General features: G+C 63.3%; 21 protein-coding genes. 10 read left to right on the top strand and 11 right to left on the bottom strand.

Going from position 1 to position 17,123, the window contains the following annotated elements; genetic code table 11:
* Positions 1-50: 50 nt before the first annotated feature.
* From trmD to ACGYK2_RS08485, 9 genes are all read right to left on the bottom strand, one after another.
* Positions 51-839 carry a tRNA (guanosine(37)-N1)-methyltransferase TrmD gene (gene trmD / locus ACGYK2_RS08525; protein WP_271688343.1) on the bottom strand — a complete coding sequence of 263 codons (789 nt, stop codon included), beginning with the start codon at positions 837-839 and terminating at the stop codon, positions 51-53.
* The gene (locus ACGYK2_RS08520; RefSeq protein ID WP_271688342.1) at positions 836-1,627 is read right to left on the bottom strand and encodes a hypothetical protein; all 792 of its coding nucleotides are present in this window, start codon (positions 1,625-1,627) and stop codon (positions 836-838) included. Before ACGYK2_RS08520 ends, trmD begins: the two co-directional genes overlap by 4 nt.
* A gap of 15 nt (positions 1,628-1,642) precedes the next feature.
* Positions 1,643-2,170, bottom strand: coding sequence for a ribosome maturation factor RimM (gene rimM / locus ACGYK2_RS08515; protein ID WP_271688341.1), 528 nt, complete (start codon positions 2,168-2,170; stop codon positions 1,643-1,645).
* Positions 2,167-2,316, bottom strand: coding sequence for a hypothetical protein (locus ACGYK2_RS08510; protein WP_169306052.1), 150 nt, complete (start codon positions 2,314-2,316; stop codon positions 2,167-2,169). The genes rimM and ACGYK2_RS08510 overlap by 4 nt, the downstream gene beginning before the upstream one ends.
* Entirely contained in the window at positions 2,316-2,945 is a 630-nt protein-coding gene (gene bluB / locus ACGYK2_RS08505; protein WP_271688340.1) for a 5,6-dimethylbenzimidazole synthase, read from the bottom strand. Before bluB ends, ACGYK2_RS08510 begins: the two co-directional genes overlap by 1 nt.
* A gap of 16 nt (positions 2,946-2,961) precedes the next feature.
* Positions 2,962-3,348, bottom strand: a complete 387-nt coding sequence (gene rpsP / locus ACGYK2_RS08500) for a 30S ribosomal protein S16 (protein WP_067262240.1) — start codon at positions 3,346-3,348, stop codon at positions 2,962-2,964.
* A 43-nt stretch (positions 3,349-3,391) separates the two neighbouring features.
* Complete coding sequence (locus tag ACGYK2_RS08495; protein WP_067262239.1) at positions 3,392-3,700, bottom strand: chorismate mutase; 309 nt, start codon at positions 3,698-3,700, stop codon at positions 3,392-3,394.
* Complete coding sequence (gene ffh / locus ACGYK2_RS08490; protein WP_271688339.1) at positions 3,697-5,208, bottom strand: signal recognition particle protein; 1,512 nt, start codon at positions 5,206-5,208, stop codon at positions 3,697-3,699. Before ffh ends, ACGYK2_RS08495 begins: the two co-directional genes overlap by 4 nt.
* 270 nt (positions 5,209-5,478) lie before the next feature.
* On the bottom strand, positions 5,479-6,063 hold the full coding sequence (locus tag ACGYK2_RS08485) for an FMN-dependent NADH-azoreductase (protein ID WP_067262237.1): 585 nt from the start codon (positions 6,061-6,063) through the stop codon (positions 5,479-5,481).
* 126 nt (positions 6,064-6,189) lie between these two features.
* Between ACGYK2_RS08485 and ACGYK2_RS08480 the strand changes: the two genes are divergently transcribed.
* Positions 6,190-7,077, top strand: a complete 888-nt coding sequence (locus ACGYK2_RS08480; RefSeq protein WP_271688338.1) for a LysR family transcriptional regulator — start codon at positions 6,190-6,192, stop codon at positions 7,075-7,077.
* The gene (locus ACGYK2_RS08475) at positions 7,065-7,967 is read left to right on the top strand and encodes a DMT family transporter (protein WP_271688337.1); all 903 of its coding nucleotides are present in this window, start codon (positions 7,065-7,067) and stop codon (positions 7,965-7,967) included. The genes ACGYK2_RS08480 and ACGYK2_RS08475 overlap by 13 nt, the downstream gene beginning before the upstream one ends.
* Before the next feature lie 232 nt (positions 7,968-8,199).
* Here the strand turns inward: ACGYK2_RS08475 and ACGYK2_RS08470 are convergent, their stop codons facing one another.
* Entirely contained in the window at positions 8,200-8,556 is a 357-nt protein-coding gene (locus tag ACGYK2_RS08470) for a helix-turn-helix transcriptional regulator (RefSeq protein ID WP_271690001.1), read from the bottom strand.
* A gap of 240 nt (positions 8,557-8,796) precedes the next feature.
* Between ACGYK2_RS08470 and ACGYK2_RS08465 the strand changes: the two genes are divergently transcribed.
* The 7 genes from ACGYK2_RS08465 to smc all read left to right on the top strand — a co-directional run bounded on the left by ACGYK2_RS08465 (position 8,797) and on the right by smc (position 15,492).
* On the top strand, positions 8,797-9,147 hold the full coding sequence (locus tag ACGYK2_RS08465; protein WP_067260640.1) for an AtpZ/AtpI family protein: 351 nt from the start codon (positions 8,797-8,799) through the stop codon (positions 9,145-9,147).
* 1 nt (position 9,148) lies between these two features.
* Positions 9,149-9,910 carry a F0F1 ATP synthase subunit A gene (locus ACGYK2_RS08460; protein ID WP_067260637.1) on the top strand — a complete coding sequence of 254 codons (762 nt, stop codon included), beginning with the start codon at positions 9,149-9,151 and terminating at the stop codon, positions 9,908-9,910.
* A 64-nt stretch (positions 9,911-9,974) separates the two neighbouring features.
* Entirely contained in the window at positions 9,975-10,199 is a 225-nt protein-coding gene (locus ACGYK2_RS08455) for a F0F1 ATP synthase subunit C (protein ID WP_007118046.1), read from the top strand.
* A gap of 90 nt (positions 10,200-10,289) precedes the next feature.
* Positions 10,290-10,847 (top strand): F0F1 ATP synthase subunit B', encoded by a 558-nt coding sequence (locus ACGYK2_RS08450; protein WP_136720208.1) that lies wholly within the window; start codon positions 10,290-10,292, stop codon positions 10,845-10,847.
* A 15-nt stretch (positions 10,848-10,862) separates the two neighbouring features.
* Positions 10,863-11,423, top strand: a complete 561-nt coding sequence (locus ACGYK2_RS08445; protein ID WP_209216985.1) for a F0F1 ATP synthase subunit B — start codon at positions 10,863-10,865, stop codon at positions 11,421-11,423.
* Between the two features lie 95 nt (positions 11,424-11,518).
* Positions 11,519-11,809, top strand: coding sequence for a hypothetical protein (locus ACGYK2_RS08440; RefSeq protein WP_271688333.1), 291 nt, complete (start codon positions 11,519-11,521; stop codon positions 11,807-11,809).
* A gap of 227 nt (positions 11,810-12,036) precedes the next feature.
* Complete coding sequence (smc, locus tag ACGYK2_RS08435) at positions 12,037-15,492, top strand: chromosome segregation protein SMC (protein ID WP_276154331.1); 3,456 nt, start codon at positions 12,037-12,039, stop codon at positions 15,490-15,492.
* Positions 15,493-15,627: 135 nt separating this feature from the next.
* On the opposite strand, the gene ACGYK2_RS08430 is transcribed toward smc, so the two are convergent.
* Complete coding sequence (locus ACGYK2_RS08430) at positions 15,628-15,984, bottom strand: helix-turn-helix domain-containing protein (RefSeq protein ID WP_271688330.1); 357 nt, start codon at positions 15,982-15,984, stop codon at positions 15,628-15,630.
* A 164-nt stretch (positions 15,985-16,148) separates the two neighbouring features.
* Here ACGYK2_RS08430 and ACGYK2_RS08425 point away from each other — a divergent pair, with 164 nt between their 5' ends.
* Entirely contained in the window at positions 16,149-17,057 is a 909-nt protein-coding gene (locus tag ACGYK2_RS08425) for a LysR family transcriptional regulator (protein ID WP_271688329.1), read from the top strand.
* The last annotated feature ends 66 nt before the right edge of the window (positions 17,058-17,123 follow it).

The raw sequence follows: 17,123 nt of genomic DNA, 5'->3' as shown, positions 1-17,123 counted from the left end.
TGGGAGATCAACGCGCCGCGCGGGGGCGGGTTCCGTATCGGGGCGCGGGCTCAGTCCTTGCTCTCGAACGCAGCCCACATGTCGGGGCGGCGTTTGCGGGTCAGCTCTTCGGCCTGCGCCTGCCGCCATTTCGCAATCTCGCCGTGGTTGCCCGACATCAAAACGGGCGGAATCTCGCGCCCTTCCCATTCGGCGGGGCGGGTATATTGCGGATGTTCCAGCAGGCCCGAGGCGTGGCTTTCCTCTTCGATGCTCTCGGCATTGCCCAGCACGCCGGGCAAGAGGCGCACAGTGGCGTCGATCATCGCTTGGGCGGCCAGCTCGCCCCCCGTCATGACAAAATCGCCCAGGCTGACCTCGGTGATGCCGAAATGCTCGATCACCCGCTCGTCGACCCCCTCGAATCGCCCGCAGAGCATTGTCACCCCCGCGCAGCTTGCCAGATCGCGCGCCATGGCCTGATCGAACCGCCGCCCGCGCGGCGACATGTAAAGGATCGGCCAGCGCCCATGGGCGTGGCTTTGCGCGCGCGCCAGCGCCGGGCCGACCACATCGGCGCGCATGACCATGCCCGCCCCGCCGCCTGCGGGGGTGTCATCGACATTGCGGTGCTTGCCGATGCCAAAGTCGCGCAGGTCATGGGTGTGCAATTGCCAACGCCCTTCATGCAGCGCCTTTCCGGTCAGGCTGGCCCCCAGCACACCGGGGAAGAGGTCGGGAAACAGCGTGACGATCCTTGCCTGCCAGACATCCGAATAATCCGGTGCATCTTGCATCAAGGCGCGGGGTTTGAGGCTGGGCCGTGCGCTTTGACGTCCGTGAGAGCGGGTGGGTTTCATGCGGTTCCTGCCTGTTGCAATAGGGCGGTCTTGGCGCGGCGGCGCGCCTCGGGGTCATCGGCGTGTTGGCGGTTGGCGTCAAGCAGAGCCTGCAAAAGTTCCGCAGGCAAACGCTGGTTCTCGGGCGGGGGCACGGTCATCTGCGCCAAGACCTCAGGCGGCAATGCGCAAAGGTCCAAGAGCGGCGTCGCGGGTCCAAGCGGCAGGTCACGGCAGGCCTCCAGCCGCGCGTGATGCACCGGGCAGGGCAGACGCCGGGCCATCGTTTCGGCCACCGCATCCAAATCTGCCGCTGGGGCGTAGCGGGATGTGAACTGTGCAAGGTCGAGCGTCATGGAGGAGGCTTTGACATGCTCCCAATAGGCCGAAGTGATCCAATCCGCCGGATCGCGGGTCGAGAGGTAGACCATGACCTCCGCCCGGGGGAAACGGCGGCGCAGGCTGTGGGTAAAGGTCTCCAGCAACACGGGCGCGGCGCTGTAATCGGCCAGAGCGCCCCGCCCGGGCATGTGACCGGCCAGTTCCTCGGCCGAGAGGACCAGCGTCCGGCGCGGCATCCGGGGTAGGGCATCGAGAAGGGCGTCGAAGCGGTATTCGGCCTTGAGCAGCGTGAGCGGGTCGCGCCATGTGGAATAGCCGCGCGCGGCATGCAGCAGCTCTTTCATCTGCCAGCGCAGGCGCAGGGCAACATGGGGCTTCAGCAGGGCGCGGTTGGCGCGCAGGGTGGCTTGAACGGAACTGGTCCCGGTCTTGTGAAAGCCGGGATGCAGGATGATCCGGCGGGGCATCATCCGGCTCCGGTCTCAGCCATCCTTGCCCTCGGGCAGCACGCCCAAAGGCGGGTCGGCGATGATCCGGCCCGAGGCAAGGTCGACCGTCGGCACGGCGGCTTTGGTGAAGGGCAGGAAGGTGGTGGCCGAGGTACCTGCAAGTTGCAGTTCCAACAGATCGTCCGCCCCGTGGTTCTGCACCGTTTTAACGCGCCCCAGCAACACGCCGCCGGTGTCATAGACCTCAAGCCCGATGAGATCGGCGTGGTAGAATTCGTCATCCGGCAGGCCCGGCAATTGATCCCGCGCGGCAAAGAGCGAGACACCGCGCAGATCGTCGGCCTCTTCCTTGGTGGTGATTTCGGCGATGCGCGCGGCAAAGCCGTTTTTGACCGGGTGCAGCAAGGCAAGGGTGAACTGGCGGCTGCCGTCCTCGGTGCTCAGCGGGCGGTAGTTTTCGATGTCTTCGGGCACGGCGCAGTAGCTTTTCACCCGCACTTCGCCGCGCACGCCATAGGCGCCCGCGATGGCACCGACGCAGATCAAGTCTTGGTCACTCATTGCAACAACTCCGAATTCACGCAGATCGTCCCGGTCCATTCACCGGCCCCGGCTTTGCATTCATCCTGCATTAACTGCCGATCATAGCGGATGCCAAGGACAAAGCCGAGCACGAGCACGGACAGAAGGAACAGTAGCTTTCTCATTAGCGGGTCTCGACCTTAAGGCGGGGGGCGCGGGTCTCCCAACCCTTGGTTTCCAGTTCCGGCGTCAGGCTGTTTTCCTCGGGCCAGCCCATGCAAAGATAGGCCACCAGCGACCAATCCTCTGGCACCGCAAGGTCACGGTTCAGCTTTGCCGGGTCGAGCACCGAGACCCAGCCTAGCCCGAGGCCATGGGCGCGGGCGGTGAGCCATAGGTGGGTGATCGCCCCCACCACCGAATAGCGCCGCATCTCGGGCATGGTGCCCGCGCCGAGACCGCTTCCCTTTTTGGTGCTTTCATCACAGTAGATCGCCAATTGCTCGGGCGCGTCACTCATGCCCGAAAGCTTGAGCCCTGCATAGCGCTCGGCCTTCTCGCCGTCGTATCCGGCAAGGGCGCGGGCATTGGCTGTCTGGAAATTCTCAAGCGCGGCTTGGCGCGCGGTGTCGGACGTCACGCGGATGATCCGCCATGGTTCCGACAGGCCCACAGAAGGGGCGAGGGTAAAGCTGTCGAGGCAGGTTTGCACCAGTGCCTCGTTCAGCGGGTCTGTGCGAAAGCGGCGCACGTCGCGCCGCCATCGCATCAGGTCGTGCAGCCCGGCACGGAAGTCATCAGAGAATGTATCCATGCCGGGCGCTCGAAGCTTATTCTGCGGAAGCTTCTTCGGCAGGGGCGTTGGCAGCTTCGGCAGCGGCAGCGGCCTTGTCGGCTTTCTCCTGCGCGCGCTCTTGGGCTTTCTTGCCCGGTGCGCCCTTCTTGGGGTTGTTACGCTCGGTCTTTTCGCGGATGCCAGCGGCTTCCAGCATGCGAACGACGCGCTCGGTCGGCTGGGCGCCTTTGGCGATCCATTCCTGAACCTTTTCAACGTCCATTTTCACGCGGTCTTCGCTGTCTTTCGGCAGCAGCGGGTTGTAGGTGCCCAGCTTCTCGATGAAGCGGCCATCGCGCGGCATGCGGCTGTCGGCGGCCACGATGCGGTAGAAGGGGCGCTTTTTGGAACCGCCGCGGGCGAGACGAATTTTCATTGCCATGGTGTTTAATCCTTTAGGTTGGTTGGGGGGACGGGAGGCCGTCCTATTCTTGGTGGGTTTTGTGGTGCCGAATGACTTCGGCGATGATGAAGTTCAAGAACTTCTTGGCGAAGACGGGGTCGAGGTCCGCCGCTTCCGCCAAATCTTCGAGCCGCTCGATCTGGGCCGCTTCGCGGGCCGGATCGGAGGGGGGAAGGTCGTGCGTGGCCTTGAGTTTCCCCACGGCCTGCGTGTGTTTGAACCGCTCGCCCAGCGTATAGACGAGGATCGCGTCGAGCCGGTCGATCGAGGCGCGGTGCTCTTTCAACAGCTCGGCGGCGCGGGCGGCGGTATCCGTGAGGGGCTCGGTCATTTCTTCTTCCCGAAACCGCTGAGGCCGCCGGGCAGGCCCATGCCGCCGCCGAGGCCACCGCCCATGCCACCCAGACCGCCGGGCAGCTTGCCGCCCATTTGCTTGGCCGCCGCTTCCAGCGCCTTGGGGTCCATCTGGGAGGGGTCCATGCCGCCGGGCATGCCGCCCTTGCCCATCATGCCCTTCATGGCCTGCTTGAGCATACCGCCTTTGCCCATCTTTTTCATCATGTCGGACATCTGGCGGTGCATCTTCATCAGCTTGTTAAGGTCAGAAACCTCCATGCCGGCACCCTTGGCGATCCGCTTCTTGCGGCTGGCCTGAAGCAGAGCAGGGTTGGCGCGCTCTTTTTTGGTCATGGACTGGATCAGGGCGATCTGCTGCTTGAGGATCTTGTCGTCGAAACCGGCGTCTTCGACCTGTTTCGCCATTTTCCCCATGCCGGGCATCATGCCCATCATGCCCTGCATGCCGCCCATCTTGATCATCTGCTCAAGCTGCATCTTTAGGTCGTTCATGTTGAACTGACCCTTGGCCATGCGCTTCATCATCTTCTCGGCCTGTTCGGCCTCAATGGTTTCCTGCGCCTTCTCGACCAGCGCCACAATGTCGCCCATGCCGAGGATGCGGCCCGCGATACGCTCGGGCTCGAAGGTCTCCAGCGCGTCCATCTTTTCGCCCAGACCAACGAATTTGATCGGCTTGCCGGTCACGGCCCGCATCGAGAGCGCAGCACCGCCACGGCCATCGCCGTCCATCCGGGTCAGCACGACGCCGGAGATGCCGATACGCTCGTCAAAGTTCTCAGCCGTGTGCACGGCATCCTGACCGGTCAGGCCGTCGACGACCAGCAATGTTTCACGTGGATTGGCCACGTCGCGCACGGCTTCGACTTGGCTCATCAACTCTTCGTCGATGGACAGGCGGCCCGCGGTGTCGAGCATATAGACGTCATAACCGCCCAAACCCGCCTGCGTTTTAGCGCGTTTGGCGATCTGCACCGGGCTTTCGCCCTTGACGATCGGCAGTGTGTCGACGCCGATCTGCGTGCCGAGGATCGCCAATTGCTCCATCGCCGCGGGGCGGTTCACGTCGAGCGAGGCCATCAGCACGCGCTTGCCGTCGCGGTCTTTCATGCGCTTGGCGAGTTTCGCGGTGGTGGTGGTCTTACCGCCGCCCTGCAAACCGACCATCAGGATCGGCGCGGGCGGGCTGTCGATCTTGAGCGAACCGGGTTCGCCTTCGCCTTTCAGCACATCGATCAGCGCGTCATGGACAATCTTGACGACCTGCTGGCCCGGCGTCACCGATTTGGTCACCGCTTGGCCCGTGGCCTTTTCCTGCACCGTTTTGACGAATTCACGCGCCACGGGCAACGAAACGTCCGCTTCCAACAGGGCGACGCGCACTTCGCGCAGGGCGGTCTTGACGTCCTCGTCGCTGAGCGCGCCTTGTTTGGTCAGGCGGTCAAAGACACCAGAGAGCCGTTCGCTTAGATTTTCAAACATGGGCACAGGGCCTTTCGGGTCGGTTGCACTTGCCCCTATTTAAGGACGCGCGCGAAAATGCACAAACGCCCCAGTGGGCGCAACGCGCTGACTGGGGGCGATCCCGACGACAGGCCGGGACCGGAAGGCAATGCTTCCGGAGATCGGTTGGCGTTTACGCGCTGCGGGGGTGCGAGTCAAGCCGCGTGGGGTGGCTGGCGAAAGGCCGCCATGCAAAAGCCGCGCCCCCGGTGTGGAGACGCGGCTGATTTGGAGGAGAGGGCGGGGCGCTTAGGCCGCGTCGCGCAGCGCGTCGATCTGCGCATGGGCGCGGGCGATGGTGCCTTCGGCGTCCACGGCCAACTGGTCCGCTGCGACGAAGGTCACATCGGTGATGCCCAGAAAGCCCAGCACGAAGCGTAGGTAGCCGCTGGCGAAATCGGCGGCGGAATCGATGCCCGTGCCGCCCGACGCAAAGGCGACGATGACGCGTTTGTCCTCCAGCAGCCCTTGGGGGCCGTCTTCGGTGTAGCGGAAGGTCACGCCGACGCGGGCGATCAGGTCAATCCATGCTTTCAGCGAGGCGGGAATGGTGAAGTTGTAGATGGGCGCGCTGATCACGATCGTATCGGCGGCCTGCACTTCAGCGACCAGCGCGTCGGAGAGGGCGAGGGCTTCTTGATCCAGCTCGGTGCGCTCTTCGGCGGGTTTCACCCGGGCGCTGGCCCATGTCGAATCGATCAGCGGCAGGGGTTCGCTGGCGATGTCACGGGTGACGACGTCGCTGTCGCCCAGGGTTGCGATGATCCGGTCCGTCAGTTGGCGGGTGACGGAGTTTTCGCGGTTCACCGAGGTTTCAATGCGCAATGTGGCCATGGTGTTGATCCTTGTTCCAAGGGTAAATCTGATGGCGTGGAATTGGCCATTGTGCTCGCGAACGCAACTGCCAGAATGAGCGTGACCATGTTCGTAAATGCACAAGTCGGGAAGGCGAGGTGAACAATGGACAATTGGGATGAGATCAGGACCGCCTATCAGGTCGCACAGCTTGGCACCGTCAGCGGCGCGGCAGAGGTGCTGGGCGTGCACCATGCCACCGTGATCCGTCATATCGACGCGCTGGAAGGGCGGCTTGGTGTGAAGCTGTTTCAGCGTCATGCGCGGGGCTACACGGCCACCGAGGCGGGGGAGGACCTGCTGCGGGTGGCGCGGGCGACGGACGACCAGTTCAGCCAATTGGCCGGGCGGATAAAAGGGCGCGGCAGCGATGTTTCGGGGGAGTTGGTGATCACCTCGCTCGATTTCCTCGCCCCGCAGCTTGCGCCTTTGCTGACCGAGTTCCAGCGCCAGAACCCCGAACTGGTGGTGCGCTATCTGATCGGAGACCGCTTGTTCCGGCTGGAATATGGCGAGGCGCATGTCGCCATCCGTGCCGGGGCCGCGCCGGATCAGCCCGACAATGTGGTGCAGCCCTATGCGCAGCTGGCGGTGGGGGCCTATGCCAGCCGGGACTATGTGGCGCAGTACGGCATCCCGCAGGGGCCGGAGGATTATCACAAGCACCGTTTCATCGCCGCCGACAACCGCGACAGCCGCGCGCCCTATCACAAGTGGCTCTGGGCCACGGTGCCAGAGGAAAGCGTGACATGGCGCAGCACCAGCGGCACGGCGATGGAGGCGGCGCTGCGGGCCGGGGCCGGGATCGGCGGCCTGCCCGCCGCCATGGGGCGCAATGATCCGCAATTGGTCGAGATTCACGCGCCGCGCCCCGATTGGGGCAGTGCGCTTTGGCTGGTCACCCATGTCGATCTGCACCGCACCAGCAAGGTGCAGGCGGTGCTGCGGTTCCTCAAGGAACATGCCGAGGATGCGGTCACATGTCCCGAATAAGTGCCGCGGCGCAGGGGCATCTGGCGATGCTTTGCTTCTCGGCCTTGGTGGCCGGTTCATTCTCGCTCGGGGCGCAGGTGGCGAACGAGATCACGCCGACAGCGCTGAACGCCCTGCGTTTTGTCTTGGCGACGGTCCTGGTCGGGGTCTTGGCCTGGGGGCGAGGCGATATCAGCCGGGCGGGCTTTGCAGCACCTTGGCGCTATTTCGTGCTGGCGGGGCTGTTCACGCTCTACTTCGTCTTGATGTTCGAAGGGTTGAAGACCGCGCCCCCGGTGGCTGCGGCGGCGGTCTTTACCCTCGTGCCGGTGATGGCGGCGGGGTTCGCCTGGCTGTTGATGCGGCAGGTCATGACAGGGCGCATGGCGCTGGCGCTGGCCATCGGCGGGGCCGGGGCGCTTTGGGTGATCTTTCGCGGCGACCTTGCGGCGCTTTTGGCCTTCGACATCGGGCGGGGGGAGGCGATTTATTTCGTCGGCTGCATCAGCCACGCGCTTTATACCCCCATGGTAAGGCGGCTGAACCGCGGAGAAAGCGCGGTGATGTTCACCTTTGGCACCCTGTTGGCGGGCACGGTGCTCTTGGGGCTTTACGGCTGGAAAGACCTCCGCGCGACCGATTGGAGCGCGCTGCGCCCCTTGGTCTGGATCACCATCCTCTATGTCGCGGTCTTTGCCACGGCGGCCACGGTGGTTCTGTTGCAATTCGCGGCGCTGCGGCTGCCTTCGGCCAAGGTCATGGCCTATACCTATCTCACGCCCAGCTGGGTAATCCTGTGGGAGTTGGGCTTTGGCAATGCCCTGCCGGGGGCGCTGGTCTGGGGCGGGGTGCTGCTGACGATCCTCGCGCTTTCGCTGCTGCTGCGCGGGGATGACGAAGAAAAATCATAAAAATTCAGAAAGTTGCGGAATCGGTGGAACCTTAGCGCGACGCCCGGCGTTGGGCGTGAATTAACAGTGAAGGACACCACCATGCGTAGTATTATTTACCTGATCGGGTTGATCGTCGTGGTTTTGGCTATTTTGCGTTTCGCATTCGGCGTCATCTGACCGTCGATTGATCCTCCCCTTGTCTTATTTACCTCGCGGCAAGGGGGGATCACTCTATCTATATATGTATCACCTACTCTGACCCTGAGCGCATCTCGCCTTCGCCGCCCTCAGGCAGTTCGATTTCCAAAAAACGTTCGAAGGCATCAAGGTTCACCGGCTCGAATTGCCCGAACCCCTGCATCCAGACCGACGCATCGCGCAGCGCATCCGGTTCCAGTTTGCACCATTTCACCCGCCCCCGCTTTTCCTGACTGATCAGCCCCGCCGCTGTCAGAACGCCTAAATGTTTCGAGATCGCGGCAAGCGACATCTCGAAGGGCTCGGCGACATCGGTAACGGCCATATCATCCTCCAACAGCATGGCGAGGATGGCGCGACGCGTGGGGTCGGCGAGAGCGGCAAACACCTGATCGAGGTCTTGGGTCATACGTCTGAATAGCGCGGGGCGCGCACAGGCGAAAGCGGGCATTGCGGCTAACTTAACCGCTGAGTTGAATAACCCTTCGGCGCGATTTCCTTGGGGTTTGCCGGGCCCGTTTCAAGTGTGGGTTGCCTCCGCCTCCCGTAAGCCCTTGTAAACTCGTGAAAACCCGCGGCGGCCAAGGTTGTTGACTCTAACCCGCCCTGACAGTAGCACCGCAGCAGATATTCCTAAGGGGATTTTGGTGTGACCAGCCCGGACCAACGGCAGCAGATGGAGCAGCTTGAGGCCAGACTGGCGGCTGCGAAAGAACGCGGCGCACCCAAGCCCCGGGCGGATGAACATTACTCGCAGGCCAATATGGCATGGCGGATGGTGATCGAACTTGTGGCCGGTCTTGGGATCGGTTTCGGCATCGGATACGGGCTGGATGTGCTCTTTGGCACGCTGCCCATTTTCATGGTGCTATTCGTAATGCTGGGCCTTGCGGCGGGGGTGAAGACGATGCTCCGCACCGCTGAGGAAATCCAGGGTAAACAACAGGCCGAACCGGCCGAACAGGATACGCCCCATTCGGGCAAGGACGAGGGAGCCTGAGATGGCAACAGAGACACACGGCGCTGAAACAGGCGGTCTGGAATTCCACCCGATGGACCAGTTCATCGTATCGCCGCTCTTTGGCGACGATGCTTCCGTTGCTTGGTACACCATCACCAACGCGACCTTCTGGATGGCGCTGGCGGTTCTGGCCACTTTCGCGATGCTCGTTCTGGGCAGCGCGCGCCGCTCGGTCGTTCCGGGCCGTATGCAGTCTGTGGCTGAACTGGCTTACGGCTTCATCCACAAGATGGTCGAAGACATCTGCGGCAAAGAGGGGCTAAAGTTCTTCCCCTATATCATGACCCTGTTCATGTTCATCGTCATGGCCAACTTCCTCGGCCTGATCCCGACAGCCTTCACCCCCACCGCGCATTTCTCGGTGACCGTGGTGCTGGCGCTGGCGGTGTTCATCACTGTGACCGTCGTCGGCTTCGTCAAGAATGGCGCGGCGTTCCTGAGCCTCTTCTGGGTGTCCTCGGCGCCTCTGGCCCTGCGCCCCGTGCTGGCGATCATCGAACTGATCAGCTACTTCGTGCGCCCAGTTAGCCACTCCATTCGTCTGGCGGGCAACGTCATGGCGGGCCACGCGGTGATCAAGGTTTTCGCCGGTTTCGCCGCCATCGCTGTCATCTCGCCCGTTTCGGTCGTCGCGATCACCGCGATGTACGGTCTCGAAGTGCTGGTGGCCTTCATTCAGGCCTATGTCTTTACCATCCTGACATGCGTGTACCTCAAAGACGCGCTGCACCCGGCACACTAACAACCCCAACAACGGCGGGGTTTCCCGTCAAAGTTTTAACTTCCAATCGTAAGGAGATACCCCAATGGAAGGTCAACTCGCACATATCGGCGCAGGCATCGCAGGTCTCGGCACAGGCATCGCAGCCCTGGGTGTCGGCAACGTTGCCGCCAACTTCCTGTCCGGCGCACTGCGCAACCCCTCGGCAGCCGCAAGCCAGACAGCGACCCTGTTCATCGGCATCGCTTTCGCAGAAGCTCTGGGGATCTTCTCGTTCCTCGTCGCTCTGCTGCTGATGTTCGCTGTCTAAGCTCTCGGAACTGTAATCCTTACGAGCGGGCAGGCGCGCATCGCCGTGTCTGCCCGGCTGTAACGGCAAAGTTTCCAAGGAGAAGCCACGATGGCAACTGTAACAACCAGCGACGGGCTGGCCGACGCGACCGGCATTGCGACCCATGCTGCCGAAACGCCGGGCATGCCGCAGCTGAACTTCGATCACTGGGGCAACCAGATTTTCTGGCTGATCCTGGCGCTGATCGCCACCTACCTGATCCTGTCGCGCGTGGCTCTGCCTCGTATCGGTGCGGTTTTGGCTGAACGCCAAGGGACCATCACCAATGACATCGCGGCTGCCGAAGACCTTAAGGTCAAGGCGCAGGAAGCCGAAGCCGCCTATGACAAGGCCCTGATCGACGCCCGTGCCGAGGCACAGCAGATTGTGGCCCAAGCAAAAGCGGACATGCAGGCTGATCTGGATGCCGAAATGGCCAAGGCCGATGCCGAGATTGCCGCGCAAGTGGCGGAATCGGAAAAAGCCATCGCCGAAATTCGCGCGGGCGCCATGGACAACGTACAAGCCGTTGCCAAGGACACCGCCGAGGCCCTCGTCGCCGCTCTGGGTGGCACGGCCGATACCGCAACCGTCAGCGCTGCCGTCGACGCGCGGATGAAAGGATAAGCCATGACCAAATCCATGCGCCTGACACTTTCGACCCTGCTCGCCGGTCTCGCCGCTTCGCCGGCGCTTGCCGCCACGGGGCCTTTCTTTTCGCTGCGCAACACCGATTTCATCGTGTTGCTGGCCTTCCTGCTGTTCCTTGGGATCCTGATTTACTTCAAGGTGCCAACGCTTTTGATCGGCATGCTCGACAAACGCGCCGACGGCATCAAGACCGAGCTGGAAGAAGCCCGCGCCCTGCGTGAAGAAGCGCAAACCCTGCTGGCCTCTTACGAGCGCAAGCAGAAAGAGGTGCAGGACCAAGCGGACCGGATCGTGTCTTCCGCCAAGGAAGACGCCCGTCTCGCCGCCGAACAGGCGCGGGCGGATATGGCCAAGTCGCTTGAGCGTCGCATGGCCGCCGCGAAAGACCAGATCAGCTCGGCCGAGGCCGCCGCTGTAAAGGAAGTCCGCGACCAAGCCGTGACCATCGCCGTGGCCGCCGCGCGCGACGTGATCGCCAAGCAGATGACCGCCGCACAGGGCAACAAGCTGATCGACAATGGCATCGCTCAAGTCGAAGCCAAGCTGCACTAAGCCAGCGCCTTATAGATTTTTGAAAGCCCCGGCCCCGCCGGGGCTTTTTCTTTTGCGTTAGGCTTTTGTTAACTCTGCGGGGGCAGGGTTGCGTCATGCGGTTGCTCATCATCATTGCAGTCTTATTCAGCCTCGCGGCCTGTACGGCGCCCAGTCGGGAGTTCCGGGGGCTGCCGGCGCAGCGGATCTCCGTGGAGGGGTCGGTGTTCGATGTGCGCGTACGGGGCGAGCGGGCAGAGGCGGTGCGCGTAAACACCCAATACGCGCCGCGCTTTGGCCCCATCCGCGCGCGGGCCGGGCGCGCGATGGCACTGGTTAGCGGCTGTGAGGTGAAGGAGGTTCTGGGCGATCAGGCGCTGGCGCTTGGGGTGCTAGACTGCGATTAGGCCGGGCTTTGTATTGCGGCATCGCATGAGGCGAGGGCCGCGGAATGGGCGAAGCGTGCTATCGACCCGCTCCGACTAGGCGCCCCGTGGGCAAACACGCCGATCAAGACAATATCTTGTGGATAACCGCCGACCGCCCCCTCTCCCTTGGGGCTTTTGATTGACTCGGACCCATGCCAAACGGCAAGTTCGCCGCTCAGGCGAGAATCAATCACGGCAGGGCTAACTTGCGCTTTTCCAAACTCAGATTAACCGGCTTCAAAAGCTTTGTGGACCCGACCGACCTCGTCATCTCCGACGGGTTGACCGGGGTCGTGGGGCCGAACGGCTGTGGCAAATCCAACCTGCTCGAAGCGCTGCGATGGGTGATGGGCGAAAACCGCCCGACCGCCATGCGCGGCGGCGGCATGGAAGATGTGATCTTCGCCGGAGCCTCCTCCCGGCCCGCACGCAACTTCGCCGAGGTGGCGCTGCACCTCGACAACAGTGACCGGTTGGCGCCTGCGGGGTTTAACGAGCAAGACGCGCTTGAAATCGTACGCCGGATCACCCGCGATGTCGGCAGCGCCTATAAGGTGAACGGCAAGGATGTGCGCGCCCGCGATGTGCAGATGCTTTTCGCCGATGCCTCGACCGGGGCGCATAGCCCCGCTTTGGTGCGGCAGGGGCAGATTGCCGAGTTGATTAACGCCAAGCCGAAGAGCCGTCGCCGCATTTTGGAAGAGGCCGCTGGCATCTCGGGCCTGTATCAGCGCCGCCATGAGGCCGAGTTGAAACTCAACGGGGCGGAGCAAAACCTCGCCCGCGTAGATGATGTGGTCGAACAACTGGCCGCGCAATTGGCCACGCTGGCCCGGCAAGCCCGGCAGGCGGCGCGGTATCGTGCGATTGGCGAAGCATTGCGCCATGCCGAAGGCTTGCTGTTGTATCGCCGCTGGCGCGAAGCCGATGAGGCGCGTGCGAAGGCCGAGGGGGACTTGCGTGCCCGTGTCGCCGCCACGGCAGAGGCCGAAGCGCAGGTGCGCCGCGTGGCCGAAGGGCGGGAGGAGGCCGAAGCCGCCTTGCCACCCCTGCGCGAGGAAGAGGCGATTGCGACTGCGATTCTGCAACGTCTCACCACGCAGCGCGACACGCTGACCGAGGAAGAAGCACGGGCGGCGTCGCTGATCGAGACCCTGACCGGACGAATTGCCCAGCTGACCCGCGACATCGAACGCGAAGGCGGGCTGAACCGCGACGCGGAAGAAACGATCGCGCGGCTCGAAGAGGAAGCGGCAGACCTCGCCAAGGCGGATAAGGGGCACGACAGCGCGGTTGAGGCGGCGGAACAGGCCGCGCGCGAGGCAGCCGAAGTCTTGCAAACCCGCGAGGCCGATCTTTCGCAGCAGACCGAAGACGTGGCCCGTTTGGCCGCGCGCCACAGTTCGGCGGAACGCCTGCTTCAGGACAGCCGCAAGACGTTAGAGAAGTCGGAGGCCGAGGCCCGCAAGGCCCGCGATGCGGTGGCCCAAAGCCAAGCGACCCTCGACAAGGCCGGGCTAGATTTCGCCGCGGCTGAGAAGGCCGAAGCCGCTGCCGTCACCGCCTCGGCGGCGGCGGATGCCGCCCTTTTGGCTGCCGAAGAGACCCGCGCCGACACGCAATCGCGCGAGGCCGAGGCCCGCGCGGAGCGCTCTGAGGCGGAGGGCGAGGCCAAGGCCCTGCGCGCCGAGGTTGGCGCGCTGGCAAAGTTGGTGGAGCGTGACAGCGCCGAAGGCGGGCAGGTTCTCGACCGGTTGCAAGTGGAACAGGGCTTTGAGAAAGCGCTCGGCGCAGCCTTGGCCGATGACCTGCGCGCGCCTGAGGTAGAGGCCGATCGCCCCTCAGGATGGGCGCATTTGCCGAGCTACCCGGTGCCGCAGCCACTACCCGCCGAAGTGACCCCGCTCACGCAGCATGTCACCGTGCCGCGGGTGTTAGAGCGCCGAATGGCCCAAGTCGGGCTCGTTGACGCCGACGCGGGCGGAGAGTTGCAGGCGCAGTTGCAGCCGGGGCAGCGCTTGGTGTCGAAGGAGGGGGACCTCTGGCGGTGGGACGGTTTCCGTGCCATGGCCGAAGATGCGCCATCGGCCGCCGCGCTGCGCTTGCAGCAGTTGAACCGGTTGGAAGTCCTTAAACAGACGTTGGAACAGGCGAGCGCCCGTGGCGATGCCGCGCGGGCGGCGCATGAGACCCTCCAGCAGCAATTGGCCGAACAGGCCGAGGCCGACAAACGGGCCCGCGAGGCGCGGCGCGATGCGGACCGGCAGGTCGCCGAGGCGGGCCGCGCGTTAAGTCGGGCAGAGGCGGATCGCAACCTCGCCCAAAGCCGGTTGGAATCCCTCGGCCTTGCCGTGAAGCGCCATGAGGAAGCCGCGATCACCGCGCGGGCCGAGGTGATGGACGCCGAGCGCACGCTGGCGGGCTTGGATGACCTCTCCGCCGCCCGTGCGACGGTTGAAGATGTCCGCATGACGGTCGAGGCGTCGCGGATCACCATGATGTCGCGCCGCTCGGCCCATGACGAATTGCGCCGCGAGGGCGAGGCGCGCAGACGGCGGCTGCAAGAGGTCGCGAAAGAGGTCAGCGGCTGGCGGAATCGCTTGGAAACGGCGGGCAAGCGCAGCGCTGAATTGGTCGAGCGCAAGACCGCGTCGGAGGCCGAATTGACTGAGGCGAGCGCTGTCCCGGCGGAGATCGCGGCGAAGCGGGAAGACCTGTCGGGCGCGATCACCTCTGCCGAAGCCCGCCGCACCCATGCCGCGGAAACGCTGGCCGCCGCGGAGGCCGCCCTGAAAGCCGCGACGGACGCCGAGCGCGACGCGGAGCGGCAGGCATCGGATGCGCGGGAGGCCCGTGCCCGGGCCGAGGCGCGCAGCGATGCCGCCCGTGAAACGGTGACCCATGCGGCAGAGCGCATTCAGGACGAACGGCAAAGCACGCCCGAGGCGCTGCGCGATGCGCTTGATGTCGAGACGGATCAGATTCCACCGGTGGAAACGCTTGAAGAGGACGTGAACCGATACAAGCGGCAGCGGGATTCCTTGGGCGCAGTGAACCTGCGCGCCGAGGACGATGCCAAAGAGATACGCGAAGAGCACGAAGCGCTGCTGACTGAGAAGGCCGATCTGGAAGAGGCGATCAAAACCCTGCGCAGCGGCATTGCGGGCCTGAACCGCGAGGGGCGGGAGCGGCTGTTGACCGCCTTTGATCAGGTGAACGCGAATTTCTCGATGCTGTTCACCCATCTCTTCGGCGGCGGTGAGGCGAACCTTGTGATGGTCGAAAGCGACGATCCCTTGGAAGCCGGGCTGGAGATCATGTGCCAGCCGCCGGGCAAGAAGCTGAGCACCCTCAGCCTGCTGTCGGGTGGAGAGCAGACATTGACCGCGATGGCGCTGATCTTTGCCGTCTTCCTCGCCAATCCGGCGCCGATCTGTGTGCTGGATGAGGTCGACGCGCCGCTTGATGACGCAAATGTGACCAGGTTCTGTGATCTGCTGGATGAGATGTGCCGTCAGACCGACACGCGCTTTCTGATCATCACGCACCATGCGGTGACGATGGCCCGGATGGACCGGCTCTTTGGCGTCACTATGGCGGAGCAGGGGGTGAGCCAGTTGGTCTCTGTCGATTTGAAAAAGGCGGAAACGCTGGTCGCGTGAAGGTGGGAGACGCCGGTAATTTGGACCGGCCCTTAAAGCGGGTGCGCATCAGTTTGCCGCGGGCTTTCGTAGCCGTTGGTCAGGTGGTGTGAGCCGTATGGCCCTAGGGAGTTTCGCGTGAATGACGGACTGTGATCAGCCTTTGCGCGCGACGGTGACGCCGGCAACATCCTCAATAAACGTTAGAATTCGGGCCTTTACCGCATCATCCTTGATGGAGCCGATGGCGTTTACGATGTCGAGCGAGGGGTCGTTGCTGGCCTCGGGGTTGTCGTCATCCAGCCCTTCGAAGAAATAGCCGGGGGTGACGTTGAGTATCCGGGCCAGCTCATGCAAACGGCTGGCGGCGATCCGGTTGGAGCCGATTTCATACTTCTGAATCTGTTGAAACGACAGTTTGAGTTCGCGTGCCACATCGGTCTGGGATTGCCGTCGCAGGGTGCGTGCCTGCTTGAGCCGACGACCGACGTGAACGTCTACGGGGTGGGACATGGTTCAATACCTCAGGTTGAGTACAATATATTCACTACCCGCAATGTATTGAGGATCAATTGCCTAGATCTGGCCTCTTTGCGTTAACCAATTCACCCTAGCTGTATGGATTATATTGCGTTACCGGGTGATTCATGTACCATCCCTTGCCTATGAACCAGCATATGTCCGATATTGAGCCGGGCGCACCCGTGCCCCAGACCTTGCAAAAGGACCCCGCTCCGGCCCTTTTGTTCGAGATGATGCGCTCTTTCGTGACGCTGGCGCATACTTTGAACCTCAGCCATGCGGTGGCCGAATTGGTCAGCACACGGCAGACGGTCCGGCGGCATATCCAGCAGTTGGAAGAGGCGATGGGCGCGCCGCTGTTTACCATCGAAAATCGCCGCTATTCCCTGACCAAGGTCGGCCTGGAAGCCTTGCCCGAGGCACGCGATATTCTCGATCGGGGCAAGCTGTGGCTGGATGGCAAAACGCGCCATGCCGATGGCATGCTGCGCCTTTCGCATGAAGAGCCGAACGGTTGGTGTTTTCACCAACAACAGCAGCCTCTGTCGCTGATCTGGGACGGTGGCTCTGCCATGCTTCAGGCCGTGTTGCAGGCGTGGAGCTTGAGCCGGGGTGAGTTGGAAAGCGAAGCCTTTCGCGCCATGCGCCCCTATGTGTTGGTGTATCGCGATTCGCCCAATGGATGGATTTGTACCGAAGTGGGGGAGAAATCCTTTTACACGCAATGGTGGGGCTGGACCAATGCGCGCAGCAGCATCGGGCGGCCCATCAAACTCTTCCCCGGCGGTCCTGAGTTCGAGAATATGCTGAACTACCCCTTTCGGGAGGTTGAGTCGACCTGTGGCGTTCGCTTGGACGAGGTGGTCACTGAAATCCCGCGGGAGGAGGGGGGCGCGCCGGTGCCTTTGGCCTATAAACGTTTGCTGATGGCCGGGCGCTATCCGGACAAGAGCTTTGCCCTGATCGCGGCGGTTGATCGGTCGACTTCGGTCAATATCGTCGGCGTGGATGACAGTTTCCTGCGCGAGATGCCTTTGGATGCGAAGGTGACTTTCGCAGGCTAAGGGCCACGGAGCGTGAGATGCGAAAAGGGCCGCCCAACAGGGGCGGCCCTTTCTTTTTGTCCTTGG

This window comes from Sulfitobacter sp. 1A10359 (assembly GCF_043558145.1).
GTDB lineage: Bacteria > Pseudomonadota > Alphaproteobacteria > Rhodobacterales > Rhodobacteraceae > Sulfitobacter > Sulfitobacter faviae.
Note: the sequence above shows the minus strand (reverse complement) of the source record. Positions and strands in the feature narration are given on the sequence as shown.

Coding starts and splice junctions, on each gene's coding strand:
- ACGYK2_RS08475 (WP_271688337.1), top strand. CDS start 7,065: ATGTCCCGAATAAGTGCCGCGGCGCAGGGGCATCTGGCGATGCTTTGC.
- ACGYK2_RS08495 (WP_067262239.1), bottom strand. CDS start 3,700: ATGACCGAGCCCCTCACGGATACCGCCGCCCGCGCCGCCGAGCTGTTG.
- bluB (WP_271688340.1), bottom strand. CDS start 2,945: ATGGATACATTCTCTGATGACTTCCGTGCCGGGCTGCACGACCTGATG.
- ffh (WP_271688339.1), bottom strand. CDS start 5,208: ATGTTTGAAAATCTAAGCGAACGGCTCTCTGGTGTCTTTGACCGCCTG.
- rpsP (WP_067262240.1), bottom strand. CDS start 3,348: ATGGCAATGAAAATTCGTCTCGCCCGCGGCGGTTCCAAAAAGCGCCCC.
- ACGYK2_RS08430 (WP_271688330.1), bottom strand. CDS start 15,984: ATGTCCCACCCCGTAGACGTTCACGTCGGTCGTCGGCTCAAGCAGGCA.
- rimM (WP_271688341.1), bottom strand. CDS start 2,170: ATGAGTGACCAAGACTTGATCTGCGTCGGTGCCATCGCGGGCGCCTAT.
- ACGYK2_RS08510 (WP_169306052.1), bottom strand. CDS start 2,316: ATGAGAAAGCTACTGTTCCTTCTGTCCGTGCTCGTGCTCGGCTTTGTC.
- ACGYK2_RS08440 (WP_271688333.1), top strand. CDS start 11,519: ATGCGGTTGCTCATCATCATTGCAGTCTTATTCAGCCTCGCGGCCTGT.
- ACGYK2_RS08445 (WP_209216985.1), top strand. CDS start 10,863: ATGCGCCTGACACTTTCGACCCTGCTCGCCGGTCTCGCCGCTTCGCCG.
- ACGYK2_RS08485 (WP_067262237.1), bottom strand. CDS start 6,063: ATGGCCACATTGCGCATTGAAACCTCGGTGAACCGCGAAAACTCCGTC.
- ACGYK2_RS08425 (WP_271688329.1), top strand. CDS start 16,149: ATGTCCGATATTGAGCCGGGCGCACCCGTGCCCCAGACCTTGCAAAAG.
- ACGYK2_RS08520 (WP_271688342.1), bottom strand. CDS start 1,627: ATGCCCCGCCGGATCATCCTGCATCCCGGCTTTCACAAGACCGGGACC.
- ACGYK2_RS08470 (WP_271690001.1), bottom strand. CDS start 8,556: ATGACCCAAGACCTCGATCAGGTGTTTGCCGCTCTCGCCGACCCCACG.
- ACGYK2_RS08460 (WP_067260637.1), top strand. CDS start 9,149: ATGGCAACAGAGACACACGGCGCTGAAACAGGCGGTCTGGAATTCCAC.
- ACGYK2_RS08480 (WP_271688338.1), top strand. CDS start 6,190: ATGGACAATTGGGATGAGATCAGGACCGCCTATCAGGTCGCACAGCTT.
- trmD (WP_271688343.1), bottom strand. CDS start 839: ATGAAACCCACCCGCTCTCACGGACGTCAAAGCGCACGGCCCAGCCTC.
- ACGYK2_RS08450 (WP_136720208.1), top strand. CDS start 10,290: ATGGCAACTGTAACAACCAGCGACGGGCTGGCCGACGCGACCGGCATT.
- ACGYK2_RS08455 (WP_007118046.1), top strand. CDS start 9,975: ATGGAAGGTCAACTCGCACATATCGGCGCAGGCATCGCAGGTCTCGGC.